Here is a 26,787-nt window from a genome sequence, read left to right as displayed (position 1 = left end):
ATTTACTGCCTTCCTGGGAGAAGACACACAAGCCAATAGACCATAGCGACAAGGATGCCGCCGCCGACTACGTTCCCTGCTTGCTGTGACCGGGGGAATCCACTCCTCGGCCTTGTCGCAATGCGAGGCTCCGCAGATACGGCGTTCGGCGCCAGCTCGCCCTGGCGATTGCCCGGCAATTCACGATACGGCAGAAACTTCTGCGGCAGCTATGACGGAACAGGTCTTCACGAAGCTGTCGGGATTGAGCGAGATCGAGTCGATCCCTTCGCGCACCAGGAATTCGGCGAAATCGGGATAGTTGCTGGGCGCCTGGCCGCAAATGCCGATCTTGATACCGGCGGCGTGCACCTTGCCTATGGCTTCGGCAATTGCATGCAACACTGCCGGATCGCGCTCATCGAACATGGTAGCGAGCAGCTCTGAATCGCGGTCGACGCCGAGCAGCAGCTGGGTAAGGTCGTTCGATCCGATCGAGAATCCGTCAAACCTCTGCGCGAATTGCTCCGCCAGGATGATGTTCGATGGGATCTCGCACATCATGTAAACCTGTAGCCCGCTTTCGCCGCGGCGAAGGCCATTCTCCGCCATGACTTCCAGGACCCGGTCGGCTTCTGCCGGTGTCCGGCAGAACGGCACCATGACGATGACGTTGGCAAAACCCATTTCCTCGCGCACCTTGCGCAGCGCGCGGCATTCCAGCGCAAAGCCGTCGCGGTAGCGTTCGTCGTAGTAGCGTGAGGCTCCCCGGAAGCCGAGCATCGGGTTCTCTTCCTTGGGTTCGAAGGCCTCGCCACCGACAAGGTGAGCATATTCGTTGCTCTTGAAGTCGCTGAGCCGGACAATTGCCGGATGGGGAAAGAACGGAGCGGCGAGCCGGCCAATGCCGCGCGCCAGCGTTTCCACAAAGTAATCGGCCGGGTTGGCGTGTCCCCGGACCAGTTCCCGGATCCGGCGGTTGTCGGTCGCGGACACCCGGTCCGGGTGCAACAGCGCCATGGGATGGACCTTTATCAGGTTGTTGATAATGAATTCCATCCTGGCAAGACCCACCCCCTTCGCCGGCAAGCGCCACCACTGGAAAGCCGCTGCCGGATCGGCAATGTTGAGCATGATCTCGGTGCGGGTCTCGGGAATGACAGATAGATCGATGTCCTCGGCGGCGTAGTCGAGCAGCCCTTCAAAGATCAGCCCTTTTTCACCGCTGGCGCAGGACAGCGTGATTTCCTGGCCGTCGTGCAGAACCGATGTTGCGTTGCCGATGCCGACCACGGCCGGAACGCCAAGTTCCCGGCTGACAATGGCAGCATGACTGGTGCTGCCCCCGCGATCGGTCACGATGCCGGCTGCACGCTTCATGATCGGCACCCAATCGGGATCGGTGTTACCGGTAACGAGGATTGCACCGTCCTGAAAATGGGCGATGTCGGAAGCATCACGGATAAGGCAGACTTTGCCGTTGGCGATGGCGCTGCCGATGGCGACGCCGGAAAGGACAGGGGTGGCGTCCGACTTCAGAGTGTAACGCCGGAAGCTCGACTGGCTGCCATCACCATGTATGGTTTCCGGGCGGGCCTGCACGAGGTAAAGCAGGCCGTTTACGCCGTCCTTGGCCCATTCCAGGTCCATGGCCCGGCCATAATGCCTCTCCACGGCAACCGCCCAGCGGCCCAGTTCAAGGATCTCCTCATCGCCCAGCACAAAGGACTGGCGCTCGGCCGGAGTGGTGGGCACGATCCGGGTCTGGTGGCCCCCTTCCTCGGCGTAGATCATGCGGATGGCCTTGTCGCCGAGCGCCTTCTCGATGATCGGGCGCGCACCGGGAGTGCCGAGCAGAGGCTTGAATACGACGTAGCGGTCGGGGTTTACCGCTCCCTGCACGATGGTTTCTCCCAGTCCCCAGGCTGCGCTGATGGCGGCAATGCCGGGAAAACCGGATTCCGTATCGATAGTGAACATCACGCCCGAGCCGGCAAGGTCGGACCGGACCATTTGCTGCACCCCCACCGACAGCGCGACGGCAAAGTGATCGAAGCCCTTGGTCTCGCGGTAACTGATCGCGCGATCGGTGAAGAGCGACGCGAAGCAACGCAGGCAGGCGTCAAGCAGGGCCTCTTCGCCGCGAACGTTGAGGAAGGTCTCATGCTGACCGGCAAAACTGGCATCCGGGAGATCTTCCGCGGTGGCGCTGCTGCGTACTGCAACAGACGGATCCCTGGTCTGCGTGCTTTGGGCAAGCGAGCGGTAGGCTTCCCGGATCTGTACAGCAAAATCCCCGGGCAGCGGGCTGGCCAGAACCAGCGCGCGGATCGCATGGCCTGCATCCTGCAGCGTTTCTTCCCCTGATCGGTATCGCCCGATGTGGGCCCGCATCGCGGGCTCAAGATCGCTTGTTGCAACAAACTGCCGATAGGCCTGGGCAGTAGTTGCAAAGCCGTTCGGCACACGCACGCCAGCCTTGCCGAGCTCGCGGAGAAGCTCGCCGAGAGAGGCGTTCTTGCCGCCCACGGAGGGAATATCGGTAATGGCGATGTCGCCGAACCAGCGGACTTTGGGATCAGCCAGGCTGTTTGTCATGTTCGGGTGCTCTCCAAGGTTCAATGATGCCGCAATGCGACCGGGAATGGTCCCGGTTCATGCCTTTGGTTTGATGCCTTTCAGCAGGTCCATGAACTCAAGCGGGAAGGGGAAGACAATGGTGGAGGTCCGCTCCCCGGCGATCACATTGAGTGTGGACAGATACCGCAGCTGCATCGCTTCCGGACGCTGGCCGAGGATTTCCGCAGCCTCCAACAGCTTTTGCGCGGCCTGCTGTTCACCTTCGGCATTGATTACCTTGGCCCGCCGTTCGCGCTCCGCTTCGGCCTGACGGGCGATCGCCCTGACCATCGATTCATCGATGTCGACGTGCTTTATCTCCACGTTGGCGACCTTGATGCCCCATGCATCGGTCTGCGCATCAAGGATTTCCTGAATGTCGGCATTGAGCTTGTCGCGTTCGGCCAGCATCTCGTCGAGTTCATGCTTGCCGAGAACCGAACGCAGCGTGGTTTGTGCAAGTTCGCTGGTTGCCTGCATGAAGTTTTCGACCTGGATGGTCGCCAGATCGGGCGCAATGACCCTGAAATAGATCACCGCGTTGACCTTTACCGAGACATTGTCGCGCGAGATCACGTCCTGGGTCGGAACGTCGAGTACGATGGTGCGCAGGTCTATCCGCACCATTTGCTGGACGAAGGGAATCAGCAAGATCAGGCCGGGGCCTTTGACCCCGGTGAATCGTCCCAGCGTGAAAATAACGCCGCGCTCGTACTCGCGGAGGATCTTTATCGCTGCCATCAGGATGATCAGCGCGATAAGAATCAGTGGCACATAGAATGCGAGGTCACCGAGCATGGGCATGACTTGTCTCCTTTAGCGATCCCGGGTGATAGGTTCGACTGCCAGGGTCAGTCCGTCGAGGCCGACCACACGCACAGGCTGGCCGGTGTTGAGGTTATCGGGACCATTGGCCTGCCAGCGCTCACCGTGAGTGTGGATGTGACCGCTTGAGCCATCCCAGTCCGATACGCGCCCTGTCGCTCCGATCATCTCCTCGCGTCCGCTGACCACTTTGCTGCGGCGTGATCGCAAAGCCAGCCGGGCGGTCAGCAAGGTCATTCCCATGCTCGCAGCAATGATCGCGCCAAGAACGGGCAGGGCGACGCGAAACTCCGGGATGTCGGTATCGAACAGGATGGCGGCACCCAGTGCCAGGGCAATGACACCGCCAATTCCCAATATGCCAAAGGATGGCGAGAATGCTTCGGCTGCCATCAGGGCCATTCCGAGTAGTATCAGGGCTATCCCGGCATAATTCACGGGCAGTACGGACAGGGCATAGAGGCCAACCAGCAGGCATATCGCCCCGATAGTCCCGGGATAGAGTGCGCCTGGACTCATGAACTCGAACAGCAGCCCATAGGCACCGATCATCAGCAGGATCAGCGCAATGTTGGGGTTGGTGATCGCGCTTAACAACTGCGTGCGCCAATTGGGGGCAACCTCGCTGAGAGCCACATTGCTTGTGTCGAGAGTAACTTCTCCTCCGCCGACCATTACGTTCCTGCCGTTTAGTTGGACCAGCAGATCGGCGTCGTCCGAGGCAACGATATCGATTACGTTTTGCTGCAGGGCCGATTGTGCAGAAAGGCTTGCCGCATCGCGCACGGCTGCCTCGGCCCAGTCCGGGTTGCGGCCCCGCATTTCTGCGAGTGAACGGATATAGGCGATGGCGTCGTTCAGCGCCTTGGCGTCGCTCGCGCTGCCAGCGCTGGATCCTCCTTCGGTGCCAGCATCCTCGTCTGCACCGGGTATCGTATCGGGACCGGGCGCCCCCAGTTGTACGGGTGTGGCAGCGCCGACATTGGTCCCTGGAGCCATGGCCGCCACATGACTGGCTGTCAGGATCAAGGCACCGGCGCTGGCCGCCCGGCCTCCGCTGGGGCTGACATAGGTGACGACCGGCTTTGGGGAATTGACGATCGCCCGGATGATCTCGCGCATGGATGTGTCGAGTCCGCCTGGCGTATCCATGCGGATAACCATGAACTGGCTGCCATCCAGCCCGGCCGCTGCGATCCCCTTTACGATGTAGTCGGCCGTGGCCGGGCCGATGGCCCCCTCTATCGTGAGGACGGGAACCTGATGATCGGTGCCCTGACCGTCAGCGCGGGCAAAGGGCTGCCATAGTCCAACCAGCAGGCAAAGGACGAACAGCCATCGCAATGGTGCAACGCGTTCTGACCTGTCCATGGGAACATCCTTCCCTGTAATCGCTCAAAATCAAACGAACCTCATCTGCCGGAATTCACATCCGCCAAATCCCCAGCTTGATGCGATGAGAATGAACCGGTGTGCTATATTGAACGGAGGCGAGGTGCTTTGACTCCGCGCAATCAATGGCCGTCCGTCCTTTGTTACTATGAATTGGCGGCGGGTGCTATTGATCATCACTCCGGGAGTGGACGATGGCTTATGAAATCATTGCCAAGGTAGCGCAGCCCGAGGGTCTTTTGCCGATGGCAGCGGGCTGGGATGCGGCGCGGGCGCGGTTGGACGGGCTGCCGGGCGGCGGGCTCAATGTCGCGCATGAAGCGGTGGACCGGCATGTTGGTGCGGGGCACGGCGCGCAAACGGCGATGATCTGGCTGGGGCGTGAGGCCCCTTCATCGGCTACCCGCTAACCACGGCCATCACTTTTACGCTCGGCGGCATCCGAGGCGATGCCCAACCGCACTTGGATGGGAGCACGCAGATCAGCCCGGGATGTGGCGCAAGCGGGCGGGGATCTTTCCGCATCGCGGGCTGGCCGTGACGTGCTGGAAGGCCGACGCAGGCGGAGAATATGTTGTGGAAGTCAGTTCGACTTTGCGCTTCCTGTTCGTGACCAGTGGCTACGGTTTGGCCAACGTTTGCGAACTGCGCCCTTGGTCTGTCCAGCGGCTCGGCCCAGCCGAAGTCATACAACTGGTAAGCGAAGGCGGGATGGAATGGGTCGAATTGGCTGTGGCGTCAGTCCCTAGGCACACTCTCATCCTGTCATGCCAGCCGCATTATCAGAGCTGACTGAAGGTAACGCAGTGCTTTGGAACTTCGGCGAGAGGATCGAACCCGCCGCGTTGGATTTGATGCGGGCACACGGCAACTAACCACCCCAATTCCTGCCGAATCTGATCCTTCCAACTGCCGCCAATTGCGGCCATCGGGCGTTGCCCGACGCCGCTTTGATTTTCAGATTTCGGTGCGCTTCGCAAGGGGAAGTACGTCTTCAAGGTCGACGCCCAGATAGCGAACGGTGTTCTCGATCTTCGCATGTCCGAGCAGGAGCTGCACCGCACGCAGGTTGCCAGTGGCCCTGTAGATCATTGCATCCTTGGTGCGACGCAGCCCAATGGCCGTGACCCATTCGTTCACGAGTCGGGCATACTGGCGCGTGCTCATCGAGCGGTTGTGATCCAGGCGACTTGGAAAGACATAGTCATCGGCTGTGCCGCCACGGCGCGGGAGCCATGCAGCAAGGCAGCCGCGAGTGTCAGCGGCAATTTCGAATACACTGGTCGCCCCGTCTTCTGCTGGATCACCAGAGCCTGGGACCGAATACCGCGCCCAGCCATAGCTGACATTCCATTCGACTTGCGCCACGAGGCAAGCATTAGTGTTCGCATAACCTGCGCTTGCTCGGGTGGGAGTGCGCTCCGCGACCTGAGGCATCAGGTGGGGCTGAGGGTGGCCCGTCACAACTCTCACATCATTTCGCCATCTGGACGACGCTGAAACGCCGCCAGTCTGTCATTTCGTTTCTCTAGCTGCACCGCAACATAAGGGGTTGCGAGTATGCGAATCAGGATATTAGGTGCAGTCGCTGCAGTGGTTGCAGCGACATTGCCGGCCACCACACTGGCACATGGATCCGACCATCATGCCGGGCCGGAACTACCTCCCTGGCAACAGGCCAGCGATTGGCCGGACCGGATCGTGAGCACCTTTGCCGGTGATCCCGCCACCACGATCAGCGTGAACTGGCGGACATCAGCCGGTGTCACCGGGGTGGCAGCGGAAATTGCCCTTGCCACGCCCGATGCGCGGTTTGACCAGCAGGCCCGCAGCGTGGCGGCTGACAGCGAGACCATCGATCTCGCCACCTTCAACCGCGCGGGCACCATCATCCCGGTGACCCACAACGAGGGCCTGCCGGGCGCCTCCTATCATTCGGTGATGTTCGACGGCCTGCAACCGGACACGCTCTATGCCTACCGCGTCGAAGGGGCGGGCGGGAACTGGAGCGAGTGGTTCCAGACCCGCACCGCGCCGCTGTCCGGTCCGCTGCGTTTCATCTACCTGGGCGACGCGCAGAACGGGATCGCATCGCACTGGCCCCGCGTGATCCGCGCTGCGTTCCAGAGCGCGCCCGATGCCCGTTTTATCCTGCACGCAGGTGATCTGGTGAACCGCGCCTCGCGCGATCTGGAATGGGCGCAGTGGTTCCGTGCTGGCGGGTTCATCAACGGCATGATCCCGGCGATCCCGGTGACCGGAAACCACGAATACGAGCAGCTCGGCCTGACCGAAGCCGACCGCCAGCGCATGTTGTCGTTCATGTGGCGCCCGCAGTTCCGTCTGCCGGTGGAACAGGACCTTTCGCCCGACCTGCACGAAACGGTCTATGAAGTGCGCTATTCGGCCGATCTATCCGTATTCGTCCTCAACAGCAACGAAGCCGACATGACCGAACAGGCGCGCTGGCTGGACGAGCGCCTGACGGCGAGTGATGCGCGCTGGCGCGTGGTTTCGATGCACCATCCGGTCTTCTCATCCGGTCGGGATCGCGACAACCCGCGGGTGCGCGACGTGTTGCTGCCAGTCTTGCTGAAGCACAAGGTGGACCTGGTGCTCCAGGGCCATGACCACACCTACGCGCGCGGTGCCATCGGCGACGACGAGGCTCAGGTTCCTGTAGCCAATGCCGTGGCGGGAGAAGGCGGCGTCACCAGCATGTTCGTCAATTCGGTATCCGGCGCCAAACAATACGAATTTAGCGCCGATGGATGGGACGACTACCAGCCAGCAGGTGTCGAGCTAGCCCGCCGGGCGGAAAACACCCAGTTCTTCCAGGTCATCGAGATCGACGGCGGGACACTGCGCTACGCAGCCTACACCGCCGATGGCGAGCCATATGACCTGTTCGCGTTGCACAAGGCGGATGGCGGGGCAAAGCGCCTAGTTCCATCCCCCCAGCCGCTGCCAGAAACCCGCACTTTCGAGAACTCGCTGCCCTACTCGGGCACGGACAACTGACCACTTCAATCAACCAGTAACACACCAAAAATCAGGGGAAATATCATGAAGGCTCGATCTTCAATCATCACGCACGCCTTGTTCGCAGGTTGCGCCATGGGCGCAGTGGCCTGGGCTGGCGCGGCGCAGGCGCAGACCGCCGCGCAGGCCGGAGCCGGGCAGGTTTCCGAAGCCCAGCTCAACGGCGTCGTAACCGATGCCAATGGCAATCTGGTCAACGGCGCGACCGTGGAAATCAGCGGCTCCAACTTTGTCGAGACCACTGATTCGAGCGGCCGCTTCGTGTTCCGGGCTGTTCCGCAGGGCATGCAGACGGTCACCGTGCGCTATTTCGGATCGCCTCCGGTGACCGAGCAGGTCACGGTTGTCGCAGGCCAGACCTCGACCGTTGCCATTTCGCTTGCGCCACAGCGGGCAGGGGACGACCAGATCGTGGTCGTTGCATCGCGCCCGATTGCCGAATCCGAAGCGGCGGCGATCCAGCAGCAGCGCGCTTCCACCGCGTTGGTCAACGTGCTCGCCGCCGATAGCATCGGCCGCTTCCCGGATCAGAACCTGGCTGCATCGCTCGGCCGTCTGCCGGGCGTAGGCATTGAACGCGACCAGGGGCAGGACCGCTTCGTCTCGCTGCGCGGTGCGCGCAACAGCTGGACCACGGTCTCATTTGACGGGATCGGCGTGGTCAGCCCGTCGGGCCGCACCACCCGTTTTGATACCATTCCGTCGGCAATTGCCTCCAACGTCACGGTCCGCAAGGCTGTGACAGCCGATCTCACCGGCGAAACCGTGGCTGGCAACATCGACGTGCGCACCCGCAGCGCCTTCGATTACCCCGGCTTCAAATTGGCAGCCGATCTTGGACTTGGCTTTTCGGAACTGGGCGGGGGTCGCCAGTACAATGCCAGCGCCCACATTTCCAACCGGTTCGCCAATGATACCATCGGCATTCTGGTGTCGGCATCGCGGTTTGCAGTCGACATGGTTACCGACAATTTCGAAAGCCGGTTCGAGTTCGCACCGGAAGATCGGGAGCCGGGCTCCGCAGATCGAGTTTGGACCAATTTTTTCGACAACCGCTATTACCGCCTGACGCGTTCCAACACCGCGTTCACCGGGCGCCTCGATTGGCGGCCCGATGCGGATCACGAGATTTTCATCAGCTCGGTATGGACCCAGTTCCGCGATCAGGAAGAGCGTCAGGTTTATGCCCTCGACTTTGACGATGGCGCGGTGAACACGACGGCCGCCACACCGGCGCTTGGCGCACGCACTGGCTATGCCGATATTCGGACCGGCAACACGCCGCTTCAGGGCACGCTCTATGGTGTCGAAATAGAAGGCTCCTGGGGCACCAGCAATTCGCCGCAGACCATCTTCACCACCACGCTCGGCGGCAATCATCTGTTTGGCGAATGGGACGTGAGCTGGCGCGGCAATTTCACCCGCGGCGATGATGACCGCCAGCCGCCCTTCAGTTCGAGCTGGAGAAGCCCGTCCAGCGCAGCGCTGCGCCCTAGTGTCGTTTATGACTTCACCAATCCGAGTGATCCAGTGCTGCAATTTTTCGACACCGTAGTGGCCGCCGACGGCACCCGCTCGCTGGGGGCATCGCGCAATTTCATCTCAATGTCGGAATTGGATCTGGCCAGCTTCACCCGCGACATCGTCCGGCTCGACCGCACCGACGCTTATACGGCGCGGCTCGACATTGATCGCAATTTCGACCTGCTTGGCAACGACACCACTATCGAGTTCGGTTTCCAGTATAACAACCGTGACAAGACCTCGACCCGTACGGTGCTGGAAGTTCGTCCGGCTGAACTGAACGCGGCTGGCATCGCGTTGCCGCGGCAGGAGGATGTTGCCGAACGCACGATTTTTCCAACCGGCCTGCGTAGCAATTACACCTTCTTCAATCTGAGCACGCCCGCCAGCGAGGCGCTGCTTGACAGCTACATTGCGGCCAATGCGTTTCGGGTGCAGCCCAACACGTCGGAAAACAGCAATTACAATGTTACTGAAGAAGTGGTTGCCGGCTATGCCATGGGCACCATGTTCTTCGATCGCGGCAATATTGTCGCGGGCGTGCGGGCCGAGCGCTACGAGAACACCGGGACCGCGCTCGCAACCATTGCCGGCGTGCGCGAAGAACTCACGGTGAGCAGCGCGAAAACGCTGTTCTTCCCCAGCGTACACATCAACTATGATGCCACCGACGAGATCAAGCTGCGCCTCTCGTTCAATTCCGGCGCGGCGCGGGCCGATTATTCGGTCTTGCGGCCTAACCTGTCAGTCGATGATCTGAACGAGACGATTTCAGGCGGCAATCCCTTTGCCGAGCCGGAGAAGGCCATCGGGGTCGATGCCTATTTCGAATGGTATATGAACAACCGCGGGTTCTTCTCGATCGGGGCCTATTACAAGGACCTGCGCGATGTGCTGTTCAACGCCACTACGACTTTCGACAGCGACGTGCTGAACGAAGGCGGCCTTGATCGTTCAGGCTATGACTTCACCACAACGTTGAATGGCGGCAGTGGTGAGCTGATGGGGATCGAAGTGGCTTACTCGCAACCGCTTGAAGATCTGCTGGCCAGCATCGGCGCGCCCGAATGGACGCATGGGTTTGGCTTCACGGCGAATGCCAATTTAAACGAGTCCAGCGCGATCGACCCGCTTGGCCGGAAAGGGCAACTGCCCGATACCTCGAAGTGGATGTACAACATCTCCGGCTATTACGAACAATACGGTCTGTCCCTGCGCCTGAGTTGGCAGCAACGCGGCCAATGGCTCAATTCGATCAACACGGCCGCTACCAATAACATCGGCAACCGCTTCTGGAGCAGCGTCGGTCGGCTCGATTTCTCGGCCCGCTATGCGTTGAACCCGCAGGTCGAAATTTTTGTCGACGCCAACAACCTGACCGATACCCCCGGTATCCGCTATGATGGCATCCCCAGCCGGGTCTATGAATTCGAACAGTTCGGTTCGCGCTTTATGGGCGGCGTGCGCCTGAACTTCTGATTTGGGCGACCAGTCAACTGTATGGGCCCGGGGTGCAGTTCTGCGCCCCGGGCACCATCAATTTTTAATGACGTGATCTGATGAAGACGTTGCGCTGCGCCTTGCTCGCTAGCAGCATGGTGTCCGCCTCGATTTCTGATCACACATACTTGCCTTGAATTCCGAGCCTGGAGCGTGCCTTGAGCCGCTCCAGGCCCCTTCCTATCCAGATCTCCGGGGATTTTTGCCATGATTCGACCGCGCTCCTTCCTGCTCGCCGGCGGCCTGCTGTCCGCCGCCGCGATAACTCCGGTCTCGGCGCACGAAGGCCACACGCAGATCGTTATGCCCGAAGGTGCTGGCGAAGCCGCACCTGGCGAACGCGAATGGCTGGCGGGCGATCACCACATCCACAGCGAATTCAGCGCGGAATACGCAATCGATCCGGCCAACCCCGATGCCATGCCCGCGTTCACCTTCGGAGTGGACGGCATCTATCCGATCCAGCGTAATGCCGAGATGGCGCGCGAATTCGGGCTGGCGTGGATGGTGTCGACCGACCACGGCGGCCCCGGCCATTCGCGCATCAACCATGATTTCGCCTATCCCTCATTGCTCGAATCGCGGCAGGCAGTGCCAGAGGTGTTGCAATTCTTCGGGATGGAATTCGATACCCCCGATGGCGACCACAGCAGCCTGATCATTCCGCGCACCGATGCCGAACGCAGCCAGCTGCTCGAAATCGAGGCCGGCTTTTCGCGCCGCGAGGCCCATCCGGCCGATCCCGCACGCGACGAACCGGCACGGATGATTGCCGCGCTCACGGTGATGCGCGACCAGCCGCAGCCGCCGGTCTTGATTGCCAACCATCCGTCGCGCTCGGCGGTCAGCGCCACCGAATACGGGCGCTATGATCCGGCAGAATTCCGCAACTGGAATGACACTGCCCCCGGTGTAGCGGTGGGCATGGAAGGCGCGCCCGGACACCAGGCCGCCGCGCTCAATCCCGATGGCACCTTGGATCCCGAAGGCTATCGCGGTGGATATCGCCGGGGCGTGGCCACGATGGGCGGGTTCGATCCGATGACCGCGCGGCTGGGCGGGCTGTGGGATTCGATGCTGGCCGAAGGGCGGCGCTGGTGGGTTACGGCCACGTCGGATTCGCACCGCCACTGGCGCGAAGGTGGCAGCGATTTCTGGCCGGGCGAATACTCCAAGACCTATGTCCACGCCACCCGCAACTATGCCGACATTCTCGACGGTTTGCGCAACGGGCGGGTTTTCGTAACCACCGGCGACCTGGTCTCGTCGGTCGATATGCAGGTCCGCGGCGCGCGCACGGGCGGCGACGCGGCGGGGATTGGCGGCATGCTGGAGATCGGCGCGGACGAGGAACTGATGGTTCAGATCCGGGTGCGCGACCCACAGGCAGTCAATGCCGGCGGCCATAACCCGGCACTGGCCAGGATCGACCTTATCGGCGGGCCGATCACTGGACCGGTGGCAGACCGCAACCAGGATCGCGCGCCGGGAACCCGGGTGGTGGCACGCTTTATCGAAACGGATTGGCAACGCGACGGTGAATACATCTCGATCACCTACAGCCTGCCGGCCAGCGCAAATCCCTATTACCTGCGAATTCGCGGAACCAACGGCACCGAGATGGAACCGGCAGAGGATCAGCCTGGCGAGGATCCGTGGAGCGACCTGTGGTTCTATGCCAATCCGGTGTTCGTCAACGTTATACGGTGAACAGAGCATTTGCACGGCCGAGCCGGGATTCACTGCCGTGGTGATATCGCTGAATGGCAACTTTTACGGGGCAGCGCGATAGGCCGGAGAGCACACAAGCGCACGCGGGCCGCCTGCCAATATCAGGTCCGATAACGACAGGAATTTTTCGCGACGGCAGCCCGGGAAGTGGTTGGCGCAGGTCGGCGTAAAGACGCTCTACCTGGCCAAAAATGGCCAAAGCAAAAAAGGGAGGTTCGAACCAGCGAGTGTCGATCAAAATCGGACGCTGCTACGGCGCATCCACAATGACCGGCTTCAGGATGCTACGCCCGGTCGGGTAACGGCCGGAATGAGGGCGCAGAGCCGACGAAAAGGCTTAGCGACGAGGCGATTGCAATTTCTCTGTCTGGGGGAACAGGGCTCTCCTCGGTGCTGAAAAATCCAAGCACGTTGGATTTCGTCCAACGTATTGTGACGTCCAACATATGGGTGGTGCCGGTTAGAGGATTCGAACCCCTGGCCTGATGATTACAAATCAACTGCTCTACCAACTGAGCTAAACCGGCGTATCCCTTTCGCCCTACCGCTTGCTGCATGAGGGCGACCAAGTCTTGCCCTAACGCTTCGCGGCTTGACGGCAAGGTACTGCGCGCCTTTGGCTCAAGTCGCGCCGAAGGTCCAGCCCTCGGTGCGCGCAATTTCGCCGGTAAGTTCTGCAGGATGCCACAATTCGTGCCGGTTGGCGTGGGCGCGCAGCCAGGCGGCGCTGACGAGGGCATCGGCGGAGTGGTCATCGATCGACCGGCTGCCTGCCACCGGTGGGCTACCGAGAGTCTCCAGAGCGGCATTCACCTCCTCGAAACTGCGCATCTTGCTGCGCGCGGCGCTGCGGCCTCCGGCGATGGCGGCCAGGGTGGTATAGATTTCGACCACCACCGAGCCCGAGGCAGGCAGTGGATCAACCGGCCAGACGGGCAGTGCGCCACGCAGCCGGTTGAGAAGGCGCATCCCCGTCAGGCTCGACTTGCCGACTTGCGCCGCGCCCACCAGGTTGAAGTTGGAGTAGGGTTTACAGCCCTGCTTGGCCTGCGCCAGCTCGGTCACCCGGAAGCGGCCCAGGCCGCCACCAAAGTGCTCCCCCTCGCGCCCGCCATGGCGGCGGAAGTGCTGGCTGGCGTGGTGGTGATCGACCAGCGCGGTTGCGGCGAAATGCGGGTCGGCAGAGCATACTTCATCGACCAGCCGCCACAATGCGGGCGCGTCTGCCGGGCTTTCATCCCATCCTGGAAAGAACGCGCCCCGATCCGCGAAGGGCAGGGAGATGCCAAGGTCCATGCCGACCAGCGTGCTTTCGGGCAGGCCGTCGAGTAGCAGTTCCAGCACATTGCCCCGCGACCACCCGCGCTCGCTGCGAACCAGCACCGGCGCGCCGCCATCCGCATCGGCCAGCGCCAGCGCGATCGCCCGGTGCCGCTCGCCCACCGCGCCCGACCAGTCGATTGCGAGGAAGTGGGTAAAGCGGATCAACCCCGCTCTCGTCTGAGCTTGTCCCAATAATCGAGCCGCTTCTTCACCTCGCGCTCGAACCCGCGTTCGACGGGCTGGTAGTAATCCTGGGGCTCCATGCCATCGGGCCAGTAGTTGTCGCCGGAAAAGCCCTCGTCCGCGTCGTGGTCGTAGGTGTAGCCCTTGCCGTATCCGACGTCCTTCATCAGCTTGGTCGGCGCGTTGACGATATTCATCGGCGGCATCAGGCTGCCGGTGTCCTTCGCGCTTTTCCACGCGGCTTTCTGCGCCTTGTAGGCGGCGTTCGATTTGGGCGCGGTGGCAAGGTAGAGGCAGGCCTGGACCAGCGCCAGTTCGCCTTCGGGGCTGCCGAGGAACTGGTAGGCATCCTTGGCGGCGATGCACTGGGTGAGCGCCTGCGGATCGGCCAGACCGATGTCCTCCACCGCCATGCGCACCAGCCGCCGGGCGAGGAACAGCGGCTCCTCACCGGCCATCAACATACGCGCCATGTAATAGAGCGCCGCCTGCGGATCGGACCCGCGCACTGCCTTGTGCAGCGCGGAAATGAGATTGTAGTGCCCCTCGCGGTTCTTGTCGTACACCGCCACCCGCCGCTGGAGGAACTGGCCGAGAGCTGCGGGATCGAGCGGTTCGGCCAGCCTGGCGGCATAGAGCGTCTCGGCCTGGTTGAGCAGGAACCGCCCGTCGCCATCGGCACTGGCCACCAGCGCATCGCGCGCCTCCGGAGTGAGGGGGAGCGGGCCTTCCAACTCCTCCGCCCGCGCCAGCAACTGCTCCAGCGCAGCCGCATCGAGGCGGTGGAGGATGAGCACCTGCGCGCGGCTGAGCAGGGCGGCGTTGAGTTCGAAGCTGGGGTTCTCGGTGGTAGCGCCCACCAGCGTCACCGCGCCGCTTTCGACGAACGGCAGGAAGCCGTCCTGCTGCGCGCGGTTGAAGCGGTGGATCTCGTCCACGAACAGCAATGTCCGCTGACCCGCCAGCCGGGCGGTTTCGGCGGCGGCAAAGGCCTTGCGCAGGTCCGCCACGCCGGAAAAGACTGCGCTTACCGCTTCATAGCGCATGCCCACGGCGGCGGCGAGCAGGCGGGCGATGCTTGTCTTGCCGGTGCCGGGCGGGCCCCACAGGACAATGCTGGACAGGCGTCCCGCCGCTACCATGCGCCCGATTGCGCCCTCCGGCCCGGTCACATGGTCCTGGCCGATGATTTCGGACAGGTCGCGCGGGCGCAGACGGTCGGCCAACGGGGCATCGGCGGCGGGTTCTGCCGGAACGGCGGGATCGGAGGCGAAAAGGTCGCTCATGTCCTCTCCCGTTCGAAGCTGCCCGGCGATAGTTTCAAGCCGAGGCGCGCTGCTGCTGCTGGCCGCCGATCAAGCGGACATAGCAATCGGCCACGGCGGAATTGATTGCATCCCAGGTGAAATCCCGACTGCGTTTTTCGCCCGCCGCGCCGTGGGCGGCGCGCAGCAGAGGATTGGTGCAATAGGCGGCGACCACATCGGCAAAATCGCCGATCCGTCCGGGTTCGACCAGCCGCCCGGTTTCGCCATCGCGCACCAGGCTGGTGCTGCCGGTAGCGCGGGCGGCAACCACCGGGATGCCGCTGGCCATGGCCTCTAGCGTGACATTGCCGAAAGTTTCGGTGACGCTGGGGTTGAGCAGCAGGTCCATGCTCGCCACTGCGCGGCCCAGGGCTTCGCGCTGGAAGAACCCGGCGAACACCGCATCGGGCACGGCAGCCTCGAAAAATTCGCGCGCCGGGCCTTCACCCACCACCAGCACGCGGTGCTTTACGCCGCGCTTGTTCAGTTCGGCGATGGTGTCGGAGAATACGTCGAGCCCCTTTTCCATCACCAGCCGGCCAAGGAAGCCCACGGCCACCTCGTCATCCGCAATGCCCAGGCTGCGGCGCCAGGCCATGTCGCGGCGCGATGGATCGAAGATCGTGCGGTCCACCCCGCGCGACCAGATGCCGATATCCGCATTCATGCCCTGCTCGCGCAGGACGGCGGCCATGCTCTCGGACGGGGCAACCAGCGCATCGCAGCGGTTGTAGAAGCGCCGCAGGATGGCTTCCGCCACCGGTTCGAGGAAAGCCAAGCCATAATAGCGCGGATAGGTTTCGAACCGGGTGTGGACGCTGGCCAGGATCGGCAGGTGCCGCTCGCGCGCCCAGGTGACCGCGCGGTGACCGGCGATGTCGGGGCTGGCCACATGGACCAGGTTGGGCGCAAAGTCCGCCAGGTCCTGTTTCACTTCGGCCGACAGTGCCACCGAGAAGCGATATTCGCTGCGCCCGGGAATCGGCCAGTTGGGCAGGCCCACCAGCTCGCCCGCCGGCTCGAACGCGGGGCATTCCACCTTGGGCGAATAGACGCGCACCGCCGCACCCTGCCGTAGCAGATAATCGACCAGCCTGTTCAGCGCCTGGTTGGCGCCGTCGCGGACATAATTGTAGTTGCCGCTGAACAGGGCCACGCGCAGATCGGCGATATTCATCGCAGTCCCTTAGGACAGGTCGCAGGGGATTGCGAGAGGGTTGCTCGCCCGCGCCGCACCGCGCCACAGGCCCCCTTCCAGATGCGGCGGAAAAGGTGACACAAGTGACACCGTGTCACCTTTGTAAATGGGGTTGGTTTACTAGTATTTACAGCAAGATAGGGGTCATGTGGACAAAGTGACACCTGTCCGGGAGAAGTGCTGGAGCAGGAGATGTGGCGAAGCGGGCCCATGTTCGCCTGTAGGCCATGGCAAGCCTCTGTAGGAAAGCTGGAATATGGCTGCAGGGTCGCCCCTATGCGCTCCTTCCGTGCCAGGTCAGCCTTGGCCCCGCACCTCGCCCAGCACCTTCTGCGCTCCGCTGATCAGCAGGCCGATGTCGGTGCCGACCGATACGAAGCGGAAGCCGGCCGCGATCGACTGGCGGGCGTGTTCGGGGTTGACCGCGAAGATGCCGGCGGGCTTGCCGGCGCCGTCGATCGCCGCCTTGGCCGTGGCGATGGCTTCGACCACTGCCGGATGGGTCGGCTGGCCAAGGTGTCCCATCGAGGCGGCAAGGTCGGACGGGCCGATGAACAGGGCATCGACGCCTTCGACCGCGGCGATTTCGGCAATATTGGCAAGGCCCGTGGTGCTTTCGATCTGTACGATCAGCGTCACCTTGTCGTTGGCTTCGTGGAGGTAGTTCGCGTCCGATCCGAAGTTCGCCCCGCGGCTGGTCGCGCTCGACACGCCGCGGATGCCGTGGGGCGGATAGCGGCAGGCGCGGACCATCGCCCTGGCATGTTCTGCCGTATCGACCATCGGCACCAGCAGGGTATGCAGCCCCATGTCGAGATACTGCTTGAGCGCCACCGGCTCGCCAAAGGGCACCCGCGCGATCACCTCGACCGGGAAGGGGGCAATCGCCTGGGCCTGGGCTAGCAGGGTCTGCAGCGTGTTGGGTGAATGTTCGACATCCAGTAGCAGCCAGTCAAACCCCTGCCGGGCGCAGATTTCGGCGGCATAGCCATTGGCCAGCGCCTGCCACAGGCCGAGCAGCGGGCGGCCTATTTGTCGGACAAATCCCTTGAGGAACGGGGGGCGATTGTCAACCGGCCCCGCTCTTCGATCTTACGCCGCGTCCACCTTGCGCTTGTTGCGCTTGCGCTCGTGCGGATCGAGGTGGACCTTGCGCAGGCGGATCGACTGCGGGGTGACTTCGACCATCTCGTCATCGTCGATATAGGCGATGGCCTGTTCCAGCGTCATCACGCGCGGCGGAGTGAGGCGGATGGCATCGTCCTTGCCGCTCGACCGGAAGTTGGTGAGCTGCTTGGACTTCATCGGGTTGACTTCAAGATCGTCCGGCTTGGCGTTTTCGCCGATGATCATGCCTTCATAGAGCTTGGTACCGCTGCCGATGAACAGCACGCCGCGTTCTTCCAGCATGTTGAGCGAATAGGCCACAGCATCGCCCGCTTCCATCGAGATGAGCACGCCGTTGACGCGGCCTTCGATGCGGCCCTTGTAGGGGCCGTACTTCTCGAACAGGCGGTTCATGATGCCGGTGCCGCGAGTGTCGGACAGGAATTCGCCGTGATAGCCGATCAGGCCGCGCGACGGGGCGGAGAAGGTGATGCGGGTCTTGCCGCCGCCACTGGGGCGCATGTCGGTGAGTTCCGCCTTGCGCAGGGCCATCTTCTCGACAACCGTGCCCGAATATTCGTCGTCCACGTCGATCACGACGGTCTCGTACGGTTCGGTACGCTTCCCGTTCTCATCCTCGCCGAAGATTACGCGCGGGCGGCTGATGCCCAGTTCAAAGCCTTCGCGGCGCATCTGCTCGATCAGCACGCCGAGCTGCAGTTCGCCGCGCCCGGCCACTTCGAAGCTGTCCTTGTCCTCGCTCTCGGTGACCTTGATGGCGACGTTCGATTCGGCTTCGCGCTCCAGGCGGTCACGGATCATGCGGCTGGTCACCTTGGTGCCTTCGCGCCCGGCCAGCGGGCTGTCGTTCACGGCAAAGCGCATCGACAGCGTGGGCGGATCGATCGGCTGGGCGTGCAGCGGTTCGGTGACCGAAGGGTGGGCGATGGTGTTCGATACGGTGGTGGCGGTGAGGCCGGCAATCGACACGATGTCGCCTGCCTTGACCTCGTCCACCGGCACCCGCTCCAGCCCGCGGAAGGCGAGCAGCTTGGAGGCGCGGCCGGTTTCCACGATCTTGCCGGTGGCATCCATCGCGTGGATCGGCTCGTTCACCTTGACCGAGCCGGAGAATACCAGGCCGGTCAGGATGCGGCCGAGGAAGTTGTCGCGATCGAGCAGGGTGACGAGGAACTTGAACGGCCCGTCCTCATCCGCGCTGGGGGCGGGGACATGGTCCACGATCTTCTGGAACAGTGGGTTCAGCGTGCCTTCGCGCAGCGAAGGATCCTCGTTGGCATAGCCATTGCGGCCCGAGGCATAGAGCACGGGGAAATCGAGCTGTTCGTCGGTCGCTTCAAGGCTGACGAACAGGTCGAACACTTCGTCCAGCACTTCCTGGATGCGCTCGTCTGGGCGGTCCACCTTGTTGACCACCACGATGGGCTTGAGGCCCAGGCTCAGCGCCTTGCCGGTGACGAACTTGGTCTGCGGCATGGCGCCTTCGCTGGAATCAACCAGCAGGATCACGCCATCGACCATCGACAGGATACGCTCCACCTCGCCGCCGAAATCGGCGTGGCCGGGGGTATCGACGATGTTGATGCGGGTGGGCTCGCCGCCTTCCGGGGTCCATTCGACCGAGGTGCACTTGGCCAGGATGGTGATACCGCGCTCTTTTTCCAGGTCGTTCGAATCCATCGCCCGCTCTTCGACCCGCTGGTTGTCGCGGAAAGTGCCGGACTGGCGGAACAACTGGTCAACCAGCGTGGTCTTGCCATGATCGACGTGGGCAATGATCGCCACATTGCGGAGGGGCGCGGACATATAAGACAGCCTTTGGATAATAGTGGGCAGGAGCGCCATTGCTGCACCTGCGAAGATTGCGCGCGCCTTAGCCGAGGTCTCCCCCGTTCGCAAGGCAGGCAAATAAGATGCCTATAAAACAGGCACAAAGTCCCGGGAAATCGGCCAAAACACCGGAAATGTGGCGCGTTTGCTACAGGCGCGGTTTCAAATGCAACCTTATCCCTATGGCAGTTGTGCTTAACGATTGCGCAAACTAGCGGGCGCGGCCTAATCAACTGCATCACGTCCGGCAAACCAGAGCCACAAGGCCAGCCGCGCACCGTGAGGGAGAGATGGAGAAACACATGACAATCCGTACTGCCGGAACTGCCCGCTCGCTCCTGTCCGGGGTGGCGGCCCTTGCCCTTGCAACGCCTTTTGCCGCCCAGGCACAGAACGCGCCCGAAGAGGTGATCGAACCTGCCGCCGGCAATATGATCATCGTTACTGCTACCAAGCGTGAAACCACGCTGCAGGAAACCCCCGTGGCGGTCAGCGTGACCACGGCCGAAACCCTCCAGCGCGAACAGATCCGCGACCTGAAAGACCTGCAGACCATCGTTCCGTCGCTGCGCGTCAGCCAGTTGCAGAGCTCGGCCAACACCAACTTCATCATCCGCGGCTTCGGCAACGGCGCCAACAATGCCGGTATCGAACCGTCGGTCGGCGTGTTCGTCGATGGCGTCTATCGCAGCCGCACCGCCGCCCAGATCAGCGACCTGCCGAATGTCAGCCGGATCGAAGTGCTGCGCGGCCCGCAAAGCACCTTGTTCGGCAAGAATGCGTCTGCAGGCGTGATCTCGCTGGTTACCGATGCGCCCTCGTTCACGCCCGAAGGTTCGATCGAGGCATCCTATGGCAACTTCGATGCCATGGTCCTGCGCGGCTACGTCAGCGGGCCGATTTCCGATGACTTTGCCGTCAGCATTGCTGGCGGCATCAACAAGCGCGACGGCTACCTGACCGATCCGGCCAGTGGCACCGAAACGAACGAGCGTGACCGCTGGTTCGTGCGCGGCCAGGCATTGTACGACAATGGCGACAACGTGTCGGTGCGGATCATCGCGGACTATGACCGGATCGACGAGAATTGCTGCGGCGTGGTCAATGTCCAGCGTTCGGCGGCATCGGCCGCCATCCTCGGCCTCGGCGGCCAGCTCAACGATCCCAATGATCCCTTTGCCGACCTGGTTTACAACAACTTTGCCAGCACCAACGATATCGAGAACTACGGCCTGTCGGCCCAGCTCGACTTCGAGCTTGGCAGCGGCCTGACGCTGACCTCGATCTCGGCTTGGCGCAACACCAGTGGCGCCTATGACCAGGACGTCGATTTCACTTCGCTCGACCTGCTCCAGCGCTACCAGACGCAGAAGTTGGAAACCTACACCCAAGAACTGCGCCTGTCGGGCAGCGCTGGTCCCGTCACCTTCCTGGCTGGCCTGTTCTACTTCGATGAAAGCATCACCGAAAACCAGAACATCTTCAAGGGCGACCGCTTCCGCAACTTTGCCGACCTTTCGGCTGGCGGCAACGGCACGGGCAGCACGATCCAGGTGATCGAGGCCACGATCGGTCAGCTTTATGGCCTGGGCAATCAGTACATCGGCCAGTTCGGTTCGGCCGGATTGGCGGAAAGCGGTCAGTTCCTGCTCAGCAACGACGCACTTTCGCTGTTCGGCCAGGTCGATTTCGAGATCACCAATGGCCTCGTGCTGACCATTGGCGGCAACTACACCATGGACGACAAGCGCGTGGTGACCGACTACCAGTCGATTGATGTGTTCTCGAACATCGACCTGGTGGATGCAGGCAACCGGGCAATATTTGCGCAAGGCGTGGCAACGACCGTGGGCAATGCCTTGATGCTGGGCCGCCCCGCCACCCAGGCGGAAATCCAGGCCTTTGCTACCGGTACCAGCCCGGCCGGACTGGCTGGCGCGCAGGCATTCCCGACCATCCAGGCCGGTGCCCAGGCCTTTGCCAACGCCAACCAGAACGACCCCAACGTCAACCCCTTCCTGGTAGGCCGCGCGCTGCAGCTGTTCCCGCGCTTCATCAACATTCCTAACGGAGTTGAAGACGGCAGGACCAGCGACAACGATTTGGCCTACACCGTGCGGCTGGCTTACGACGTGAACCCGGACCTCAATGTCTATGCCAGCTATGCCACGGGCTTCAAGGCAAGTTCGTTCAACCTCGGCCGTGACAGCCGTCCGCTGGCGGCAGACCTGCCGGCCCTGCGCGCCGCCAACCCCACCTTCAACAACCAGATGGCCGGCAGCCGCTTTGCCGGGCCGGAAAACTCCAAGGTCATCGAACTGGGTGTGAAGGGTAACTGGGACATGTTCTCGATGAACCTCACCGGGTTCCGGCAGGACATCAACGGCTTCCAGTCAAACATCTTCACCGGCACCGGCTTCCTGCTGAGCAATGCGGGCAAGCAGCGCACCTGGGGCGTGGAGCTGGAAAGCCAGGCCAACCCGATCGATCCGCTGACGCTGAACTTCGCAGTTACCTGGCTCGATCCGACCTATGTCAGCTTCCCGCTGTCGTCGGTGGGTGACCTGTCTGGCACCCGTCCTTCCGGTATTCCGGAATGGACCATCGTGTTGGGCGCACAGTGGGAACAAGACCTGGGCAACGGCGACCTGCTGGTGCTGCGGTCCACATTCCACCACGAGAGCAACGTGCAGGTGATCGAAGGCCTGCCGGGCTTCCTGGCCGGTGGCCAGGCGGCGGCTATCGCGGCGGCGGCTCCCTTCCAGCGCCAGGTGGATGACCTGTCGGCCTCGCTGACCTACGAGTTCACCGATCTCGACCTTGCTGTCAGCGTGTGGGGGCGCAACCTGCTTAACGACCGCTACCTGCTCAGCCTGTTCGACAGCCCCGGCCAGCCGGGCTCGATCTCGGGTTATCCCAACCAGCCGCGCACCTATGGCGTGACCGTGCGCAAGAACTTCTGACCGGGCCTGCCGGCTCACTACCGGCACGTTCGATCATTGGACGGGGAAGGGGGCTTTCGGGCCCCCTTTTTTCGTTTGCGCACAAAACGTTTTCGTGATGCATTCGGCTTCAGGGAATGCGCGGGACCGATGCAGGGCGTGCAAAAAAGGGGGGTAGAGAGATGGGCCTTACAGTTGGAAAGATCTTTTCGGGCGTGATCACCGCGATCAGGCAGCGCCCCGGATCGCTGCTCGGGATGTGGGCGGCCTATGCGGCGCTCTTCGTGGCTGCGATCGTGGGGTTGGGCCTCGCCGTGGGTATCGGTGGCATTGCCGGGCTGGCCTCAGGCGGAGAAAGCGGCGCGGGCCTGATGGCGCTCGGGGCCGGTGTCGTCATCGCCATGATCGCCTTCTACGTGCTCTACCTGGCGCTGATGATGGCACAGTACGGGGCGCTGTGTGCGCTGGCCTCCCCTTTGCAAAGCCCGTCTTTCGGCGAGGCCTTTGCCACCGGTTGGCGGAGTGTGCCGACATTGCTCGGGGCCACACTGTTGCTGGCCTTGGTCTATATCATTGTCCTGTCGATCGTGACCGCGATTGGCGGCGAAGGATCGGCAATAAGCGGCATCCTGTCACTGGTGGTGTTTGTCGCCATCATATATTTCGCCTGCCGGCTGATCGTCATGGTCCCGCTGGTGGCGGTCGAAGGCAAGCGCGGCCCGATCAACATTATCCGCCAATCGTGGGATATGACGCGTGGCAATGCCTTGCCGATCTTCCTGTCGGTGCTGGTTTTCGGCGTGCTGTTGATCGTTATGGCCCTGGTGCTCATCCTGCCGTTTGCGGGCGGGCTGGGCGGCATGATGATGGGAGGAGAAGGTCCGGCCTTTGCTTCCCTTGCGCTCTTCTTCGTCGGGATCTGCGTTTTTGCCGCCCTCGCGACCATGGTGCAGGCGGCGCTGGGCGCGGTGGTCCACGCCGAACTCAATGGTTCGACCGGGGTTAACGTCGAAGAGACCTTCGGTTAGAGCGTCCTGAGCGTCTGCGCCGGCTTCGCTCTCAACACCGGGAGCGAGGCCGCAAAGGCGAAGCCCAGCACCAGCACCAGGCCTGCGCCCAGCACCATCAGGATGCGGGGCCAGTCTGGCAACCAGTCGAATTCGAACAGCTGGGTGATAATCAGCCACGACAGGCCCATGCCCATGCCCAGCGCCACGCCTGCCAGCACCAGCGCGAGCAGGCCGAATTCGGCAAACTGGAGCCCCAGCAATTGCCCGCGGCTGGCCCCCAGCACGCGCAGGATCACTGTGTCATAGATGCGCGCCGCCCGCGCTGCGGCAATCGCGCCCAGCAGCACGGCCACGCCTGCCAGCACTGCAACCGATGCCGCCGCCAGGATCGCCAGCGACACCTGGTCGAGGATGTTGCGCGCTTCGACCAGGATCGGGCCGACTTCGATTACCGAGCTGGAGGGGAAAGCACGGGCAAGGTCGCGCAGCAGGTTGCCGGGTTCGGCCCCTGAAGGAAATGCCACGGTCGCGGCCACGTTGTGCGGGGCATCGGCCAGGGTGTTGGGCGAGAACACGAAGACATAGTTGAAGCCCATGGACTCCCAGTCGAGCCGGCGGAAGCTGGAGATGCGCGCAGTCTTTTGTACGCCCAGCACACTGATTGTCAGGATATCGCCAAGATTGAGCCCGGCCGCGCGGGCCAGGTCCTCGTCCACCGATACCAGCGGCTCGCCCTGGTAGAAGGTCGGCCACCATTCGCCTGCGGTCAGTGAATTGCCCTGCGGCACATCGGTCGAATAGGTCAGGCCCCGCTCGCCGCGCAGGCCCCAGGCACCATCAGGCAGTTCTTCCAATTCGGACACGATGGTGGGGTTGTCTTCCGGACCATAGGCCAGCACCTGCCCGCGCAAGGTGGGCGTGGCGCTGATTTCGGAACCGGGCACGGCCTGTTCGATCAGCTCGGTGAACTCGCCAATGCGGGCTACCGGCAGGTCGAGCACGAAGTAATCCGGCGCAATGGCGGGGACCGAACGCTGGATATTGCCATCGAGGCTGGTCTGCACGCCCGCCAGCAGCACGAAGGCGGACAGTCCGAAGCCCAGCGCTGTCACCAGCGACCCAGTGGCCGAGCCGGGGCGATGGAGGTTGGCCAGCGCCGCGCGGACAATGGGGTTGGACGGGCGCGGAATCTTGCGCGCGCCCCAGCCAATCAGGCGGCCAAGCAGGGCAAGCAGCGCCAGCATGACCAGCGCTCCACCCAGGAACCCCGCCGACAGCAGCGGCGTGGGTGATCCCAGCAGGGCCAGGGCGACGATCCCGGCAAGGCCGAGGCCCACTGGCACGGCGGCTCCGCGCCAGCCGCTGCCAATGGGCGATACGCGCGAACGCATCAGCGCCATGGCCGGAAAATCGCGTGCCCGCAGGATCGGCGGCGCGGCAAAGACCAGCGCTACCAGCAGGCCGAATGCGGCGGCGCGCAGCAGGGCGCCGAAATCTATCACGAAGGCAGTAGAAACCGGCAGCAGCGATCCCAATGCACTTGCCAGCAGCGGGGTAACGAGCACGCCCGCCACCAGCCCGGCCAGCGATCCGGCCACGGCGGCGGCACCGACTTGCAGGGCATATATGCGGGCAATATCACCGCTCGATGCGCCGAGGATCTTCAGCGTCGCAATCCCGGCGCGGCGCGCTTCGAGATAGGAAGCCACGCCCCCGCCGATGCCGATGCCCGCGATCACCAGCGCGGCGAGGCCCACCAGGGTGAGGAACTCGCCCATCCGGCTGACGAACCGTTCTGCCCCGGGCGACGCGCGGTCGCGCGTGCGGGTGTCGAGGCCGCTTTCGGGGAAGGCTGCGATCACCGCCTCTTCCACGGCGGCGGGGTCGGGGTTGCCGGCAAAGCGCACCCGCGTCTTCGTCTCGTACATCGCGCCCGGCGCGGTAAGGCCTGCGGCCTCGGGCACGGCAAGCGGCACGATAACCGTCTGGCCAAGGGTAAAGCCTTCGCTCAGCCGGTCGGGTTCCTCGCCGATGATGCCCGCCACGGTCAGCGGCACGGTGCCGAGGGTAAAGCTGTCACCCGGGACAAGGTCTAGCCGGTCCGCCACGCCATCGGCGATCCAGGCCTGCCCGGCGGGAGGTGCGCCAGCCGTGGTCCCATCGGCCAGCGTCAGCGCGCCATAGAGCGGCCAGTTGTCCTCCACCGCCTTCAGTTCGATCGGCGAGGCGGCATCATCCGTGCTGGCCATGGCCTGCATCCGGAGGCCGTTCGACAACTCGCCATATTCGGAAAGGAAGGCGGTTTCGTCGTCCGTCAGCGGACGCTGGTAAACCTCGACCTCGAGGTCGCCGCCCAGGATCACCTGACCCTGGCCGTTCAATTCGCTGCGAATGGCCGAGGTGAGCGAGCCAATGGCCGCCAGTGCACCCACGCCCAGGAACAGGCAGACGAGCAGCAGACGCAGCCCGCGAAACTGGCGGTGCAGGTCGCGCCGGGCGATGCGCCATGCCGCGGCCCATCCCAGCGAGGTCATGATGGCAGCGTGTCCGACACGATCTGCCCGTCACCCAGTGTCACGATCCGGTCGCACCGGGCGGCAAGATCCGCATCGTGGGTGATGATGATCAGGGTTGCGCCCATCTCGGCGCGGCGGTTGAACAATACGTCCACGATCGAGCCGCCGGTCGAACCATCGAGGTTGCCGGTTGGCTCATCGGCAAAGATCAGCGGCGGGCGCGGGGCGATGGCGCGGGCGATGGCCACGCGCTGCTGCTCGCCGCCCGAAAGCTGCGCCGGATAGTGCGACATGCGGTGGCCCAAGCCAACCGCCTCAAGCTCGGCCCCGGCGCGTTCCCAGGCGTCCTTCTCGCCCGACAGTTCGAGCGGGGTGGCGACGTTTTCCTGCGCTGTCATCGTGGGCAGCAGGTGGAAGGCCTGGAGCACGATGCCGATGCGGCCCCGGCGGGCAAGGGCCAGCTGGTCCTCGCTCATCTGCGCGAAATTGGCACCTGCCACGTCGAGCTCGCCGCTGGTGGCGCGCTCCAGCCCGGTCAGCACCGCCATCAGCGAGCTTTTGCCGGAGCCCGATGGGCCAAGCAGGGCCAGTGTCTGGCCGGTGGGGACGGCAAGATCGATGCCGCGCAGGATTTCCACCGCAGCGGGGCCTTCACCCAGCGTCAGGCGGAGGTTGCGGGCATGGATGGCGGGATTGTTCTGTTGGGGGCTTGTCACGACGCAGCGATGGCATAGCTAT

At 63.1% G+C, this 26,787-nt stretch carries 16 protein-coding genes, 1 tRNA gene and 1 pseudogene; 6 read left to right on the top strand and 12 right to left on the bottom strand.

Annotation, left to right across the window (positions count from 1 at the left end):
• Positions 1 to 180: 180 nt before the first annotated feature.
• The 3 genes from ppsA to M3P36_RS01515 are packed head-to-tail and all read right to left on the bottom strand — an operon-like array spanning position 181 to position 4,794.
• Entirely contained in the window at positions 181 to 2,577 is a 2,397-nt protein-coding gene (gene ppsA, locus M3P36_RS01525; RefSeq protein WP_249698974.1) for a phosphoenolpyruvate synthase, read from the bottom strand.
• Positions 2,578 to 2,634: 57 nt separating this feature from the next.
• Positions 2,635 to 3,402: a slipin family protein gene (locus tag M3P36_RS01520; RefSeq protein ID WP_249698956.1), complete on the bottom strand. Its 768-nt coding sequence runs from the start codon at positions 3,400 to 3,402 to the stop codon at positions 2,635 to 2,637.
• A 12-nt stretch (positions 3,403 to 3,414) separates the two neighbouring features.
• Entirely contained in the window at positions 3,415 to 4,794 is a 1,380-nt protein-coding gene (locus M3P36_RS01515; protein ID WP_249698954.1) for an NfeD family protein, read from the bottom strand.
• A gap of 215 nt (positions 4,795 to 5,009) precedes the next feature.
• On the opposite strand from M3P36_RS01515, the gene M3P36_RS01510 reads away from it, so the two are divergent.
• Complete coding sequence (locus M3P36_RS01510; protein ID WP_249698952.1) at positions 5,010 to 5,225, top strand: hypothetical protein; 216 nt, start codon at positions 5,010 to 5,012, stop codon at positions 5,223 to 5,225.
• A 547-nt stretch (positions 5,226 to 5,772) separates the two neighbouring features.
• Here M3P36_RS01510 and M3P36_RS01505 read toward each other — a convergent pair.
• Positions 5,773 to 6,155: pseudogene (locus tag M3P36_RS01505) on the bottom strand (tyrosine-type recombinase/integrase); the annotation flags it as partial.
• A 361-nt stretch (positions 6,156 to 6,516) separates the two neighbouring features.
• Here M3P36_RS01505 and M3P36_RS01500 point away from each other — a divergent pair.
• The 3 genes from M3P36_RS01500 to M3P36_RS01490 all read left to right on the top strand — a co-directional run bounded on the left by M3P36_RS01500 (position 6,517) and on the right by M3P36_RS01490 (position 12,591).
• Entirely contained in the window at positions 6,517 to 7,836 is a 1,320-nt protein-coding gene (locus M3P36_RS01500; protein WP_249698949.1) for a purple acid phosphatase family protein, read from the top strand.
• A gap of 45 nt (positions 7,837 to 7,881) precedes the next feature.
• The gene (locus tag M3P36_RS01495) at positions 7,882 to 10,860 is read left to right on the top strand and encodes a TonB-dependent receptor (protein WP_249698937.1); all 2,979 of its coding nucleotides are present in this window, start codon (positions 7,882 to 7,884) and stop codon (positions 10,858 to 10,860) included.
• Between the two features lie 228 nt (positions 10,861 to 11,088).
• Positions 11,089 to 12,591 carry a phosphoesterase gene (locus tag M3P36_RS01490; protein ID WP_249698928.1) on the top strand — a complete coding sequence of 501 codons (1,503 nt, stop codon included), beginning with the start codon at positions 11,089 to 11,091 and terminating at the stop codon, positions 12,589 to 12,591.
• A 472-nt stretch (positions 12,592 to 13,063) separates the two neighbouring features.
• On the opposite strand, the gene M3P36_RS01485 is transcribed toward M3P36_RS01490, so the two are convergent.
• From M3P36_RS01485 to typA, 6 genes are all read right to left on the bottom strand, one after another.
• Positions 13,064 to 13,139 (bottom strand) — tRNA-Thr (locus tag M3P36_RS01485).
• Positions 13,140 to 13,233: 94 nt separating this feature from the next.
• Positions 13,234 to 14,100, bottom strand: coding sequence for a hypothetical protein (locus M3P36_RS01480; RefSeq protein WP_249698925.1), 867 nt, complete (start codon positions 14,098 to 14,100; stop codon positions 13,234 to 13,236).
• Positions 14,097 to 15,404, bottom strand: a complete 1,308-nt coding sequence (locus M3P36_RS01475) for a replication-associated recombination protein A (protein WP_249698923.1) — start codon at positions 15,402 to 15,404, stop codon at positions 14,097 to 14,099. The genes M3P36_RS01480 and M3P36_RS01475 overlap by 4 nt, the downstream gene beginning before the upstream one ends.
• Before the next feature lie 34 nt (positions 15,405 to 15,438).
• Complete coding sequence (locus M3P36_RS01470) at positions 15,439 to 16,602, bottom strand: glycosyltransferase family 4 protein (RefSeq protein WP_249698921.1); 1,164 nt, start codon at positions 16,600 to 16,602, stop codon at positions 15,439 to 15,441.
• 318 nt (positions 16,603 to 16,920) lie between these two features.
• Positions 16,921 to 17,634 (bottom strand): HpcH/HpaI aldolase family protein, encoded by a 714-nt coding sequence (locus M3P36_RS01465; RefSeq protein WP_283773293.1) that lies wholly within the window; start codon positions 17,632 to 17,634, stop codon positions 16,921 to 16,923.
• Between the two features lie 81 nt (positions 17,635 to 17,715).
• Positions 17,716 to 19,557, bottom strand: coding sequence for a translational GTPase TypA (typA, locus tag M3P36_RS01460; RefSeq protein ID WP_249698917.1), 1,842 nt, complete (start codon positions 19,555 to 19,557; stop codon positions 17,716 to 17,718).
• Between the two features lie 326 nt (positions 19,558 to 19,883).
• On the opposite strand from typA, the gene M3P36_RS01455 reads away from it, so the two are divergent.
• Complete coding sequence (locus tag M3P36_RS01455) at positions 19,884 to 22,544, top strand: TonB-dependent receptor (RefSeq protein ID WP_249698906.1); 2,661 nt, start codon at positions 19,884 to 19,886, stop codon at positions 22,542 to 22,544.
• Between the two features lie 161 nt (positions 22,545 to 22,705).
• A complete protein-coding gene (locus M3P36_RS01450) occupies positions 22,706 to 23,551 on the top strand; it encodes a glycerophosphoryl diester phosphodiesterase membrane domain-containing protein (protein WP_249698896.1) in 846 nt (281 codons plus the stop codon).
• On the opposite strand, the gene M3P36_RS01445 is transcribed toward M3P36_RS01450, so the two are convergent.
• A complete protein-coding gene (locus tag M3P36_RS01445; RefSeq protein WP_249698893.1) occupies positions 23,548 to 26,067 on the bottom strand; it encodes an ABC transporter permease in 2,520 nt (839 codons plus the stop codon). The two genes, M3P36_RS01450 and M3P36_RS01445, sit on opposite strands and share 4 nt — an antisense overlap.
• The gene (locus M3P36_RS01440; protein WP_249698882.1) at positions 26,064 to 26,765 is read right to left on the bottom strand and encodes an ABC transporter ATP-binding protein; all 702 of its coding nucleotides are present in this window, start codon (positions 26,763 to 26,765) and stop codon (positions 26,064 to 26,066) included. Before M3P36_RS01440 ends, M3P36_RS01445 begins: the two co-directional genes overlap by 4 nt.
• Between the last annotated feature and the right edge of the window lie 22 nt (positions 26,766 to 26,787).

The organism is Altererythrobacter sp. KTW20L (assembly GCF_023501975.1).
Taxonomy (GTDB): Bacteria; Pseudomonadota; Alphaproteobacteria; order Sphingomonadales; family Sphingomonadaceae; genus Alteraurantiacibacter.
This window is presented reverse-complemented; position numbering and strand designations above follow the sequence as displayed.

Coding starts and splice junctions, on each gene's coding strand:
- ppsA (WP_249698974.1), bottom strand. CDS start 2,577: ATGACAAACAGCCTGGCTGATCCCAAAGTCCGCTGGTTCGGCGACATC.
- M3P36_RS01520 (WP_249698956.1), bottom strand. CDS start 3,402: ATGCCCATGCTCGGTGACCTCGCATTCTATGTGCCACTGATTCTTATC.
- M3P36_RS01515 (WP_249698954.1), bottom strand. CDS start 4,794: ATGGACAGGTCAGAACGCGTTGCACCATTGCGATGGCTGTTCGTCCTT.
- M3P36_RS01510 (WP_249698952.1), top strand. CDS start 5,010: ATGGCTTATGAAATCATTGCCAAGGTAGCGCAGCCCGAGGGTCTTTTG.
- M3P36_RS01495 (WP_249698937.1), top strand. CDS start 7,882: ATGAAGGCTCGATCTTCAATCATCACGCACGCCTTGTTCGCAGGTTGC.
- M3P36_RS01490 (WP_249698928.1), top strand. CDS start 11,089: ATGATTCGACCGCGCTCCTTCCTGCTCGCCGGCGGCCTGCTGTCCGCC.
- M3P36_RS01475 (WP_249698923.1), bottom strand. CDS start 15,404: ATGAGCGACCTTTTCGCCTCCGATCCCGCCGTTCCGGCAGAACCCGCC.
- M3P36_RS01470 (WP_249698921.1), bottom strand. CDS start 16,602: ATGAATATCGCCGATCTGCGCGTGGCCCTGTTCAGCGGCAACTACAAT.
- typA (WP_249698917.1), bottom strand. CDS start 19,557: ATGTCCGCGCCCCTCCGCAATGTGGCGATCATTGCCCACGTCGATCAT.
- M3P36_RS01455 (WP_249698906.1), top strand. CDS start 19,884: ATGACAATCCGTACTGCCGGAACTGCCCGCTCGCTCCTGTCCGGGGTG.
- M3P36_RS01450 (WP_249698896.1), top strand. CDS start 22,706: ATGGGCCTTACAGTTGGAAAGATCTTTTCGGGCGTGATCACCGCGATC.
- M3P36_RS01445 (WP_249698893.1), bottom strand. CDS start 26,067: ATGACCTCGCTGGGATGGGCCGCGGCATGGCGCATCGCCCGGCGCGAC.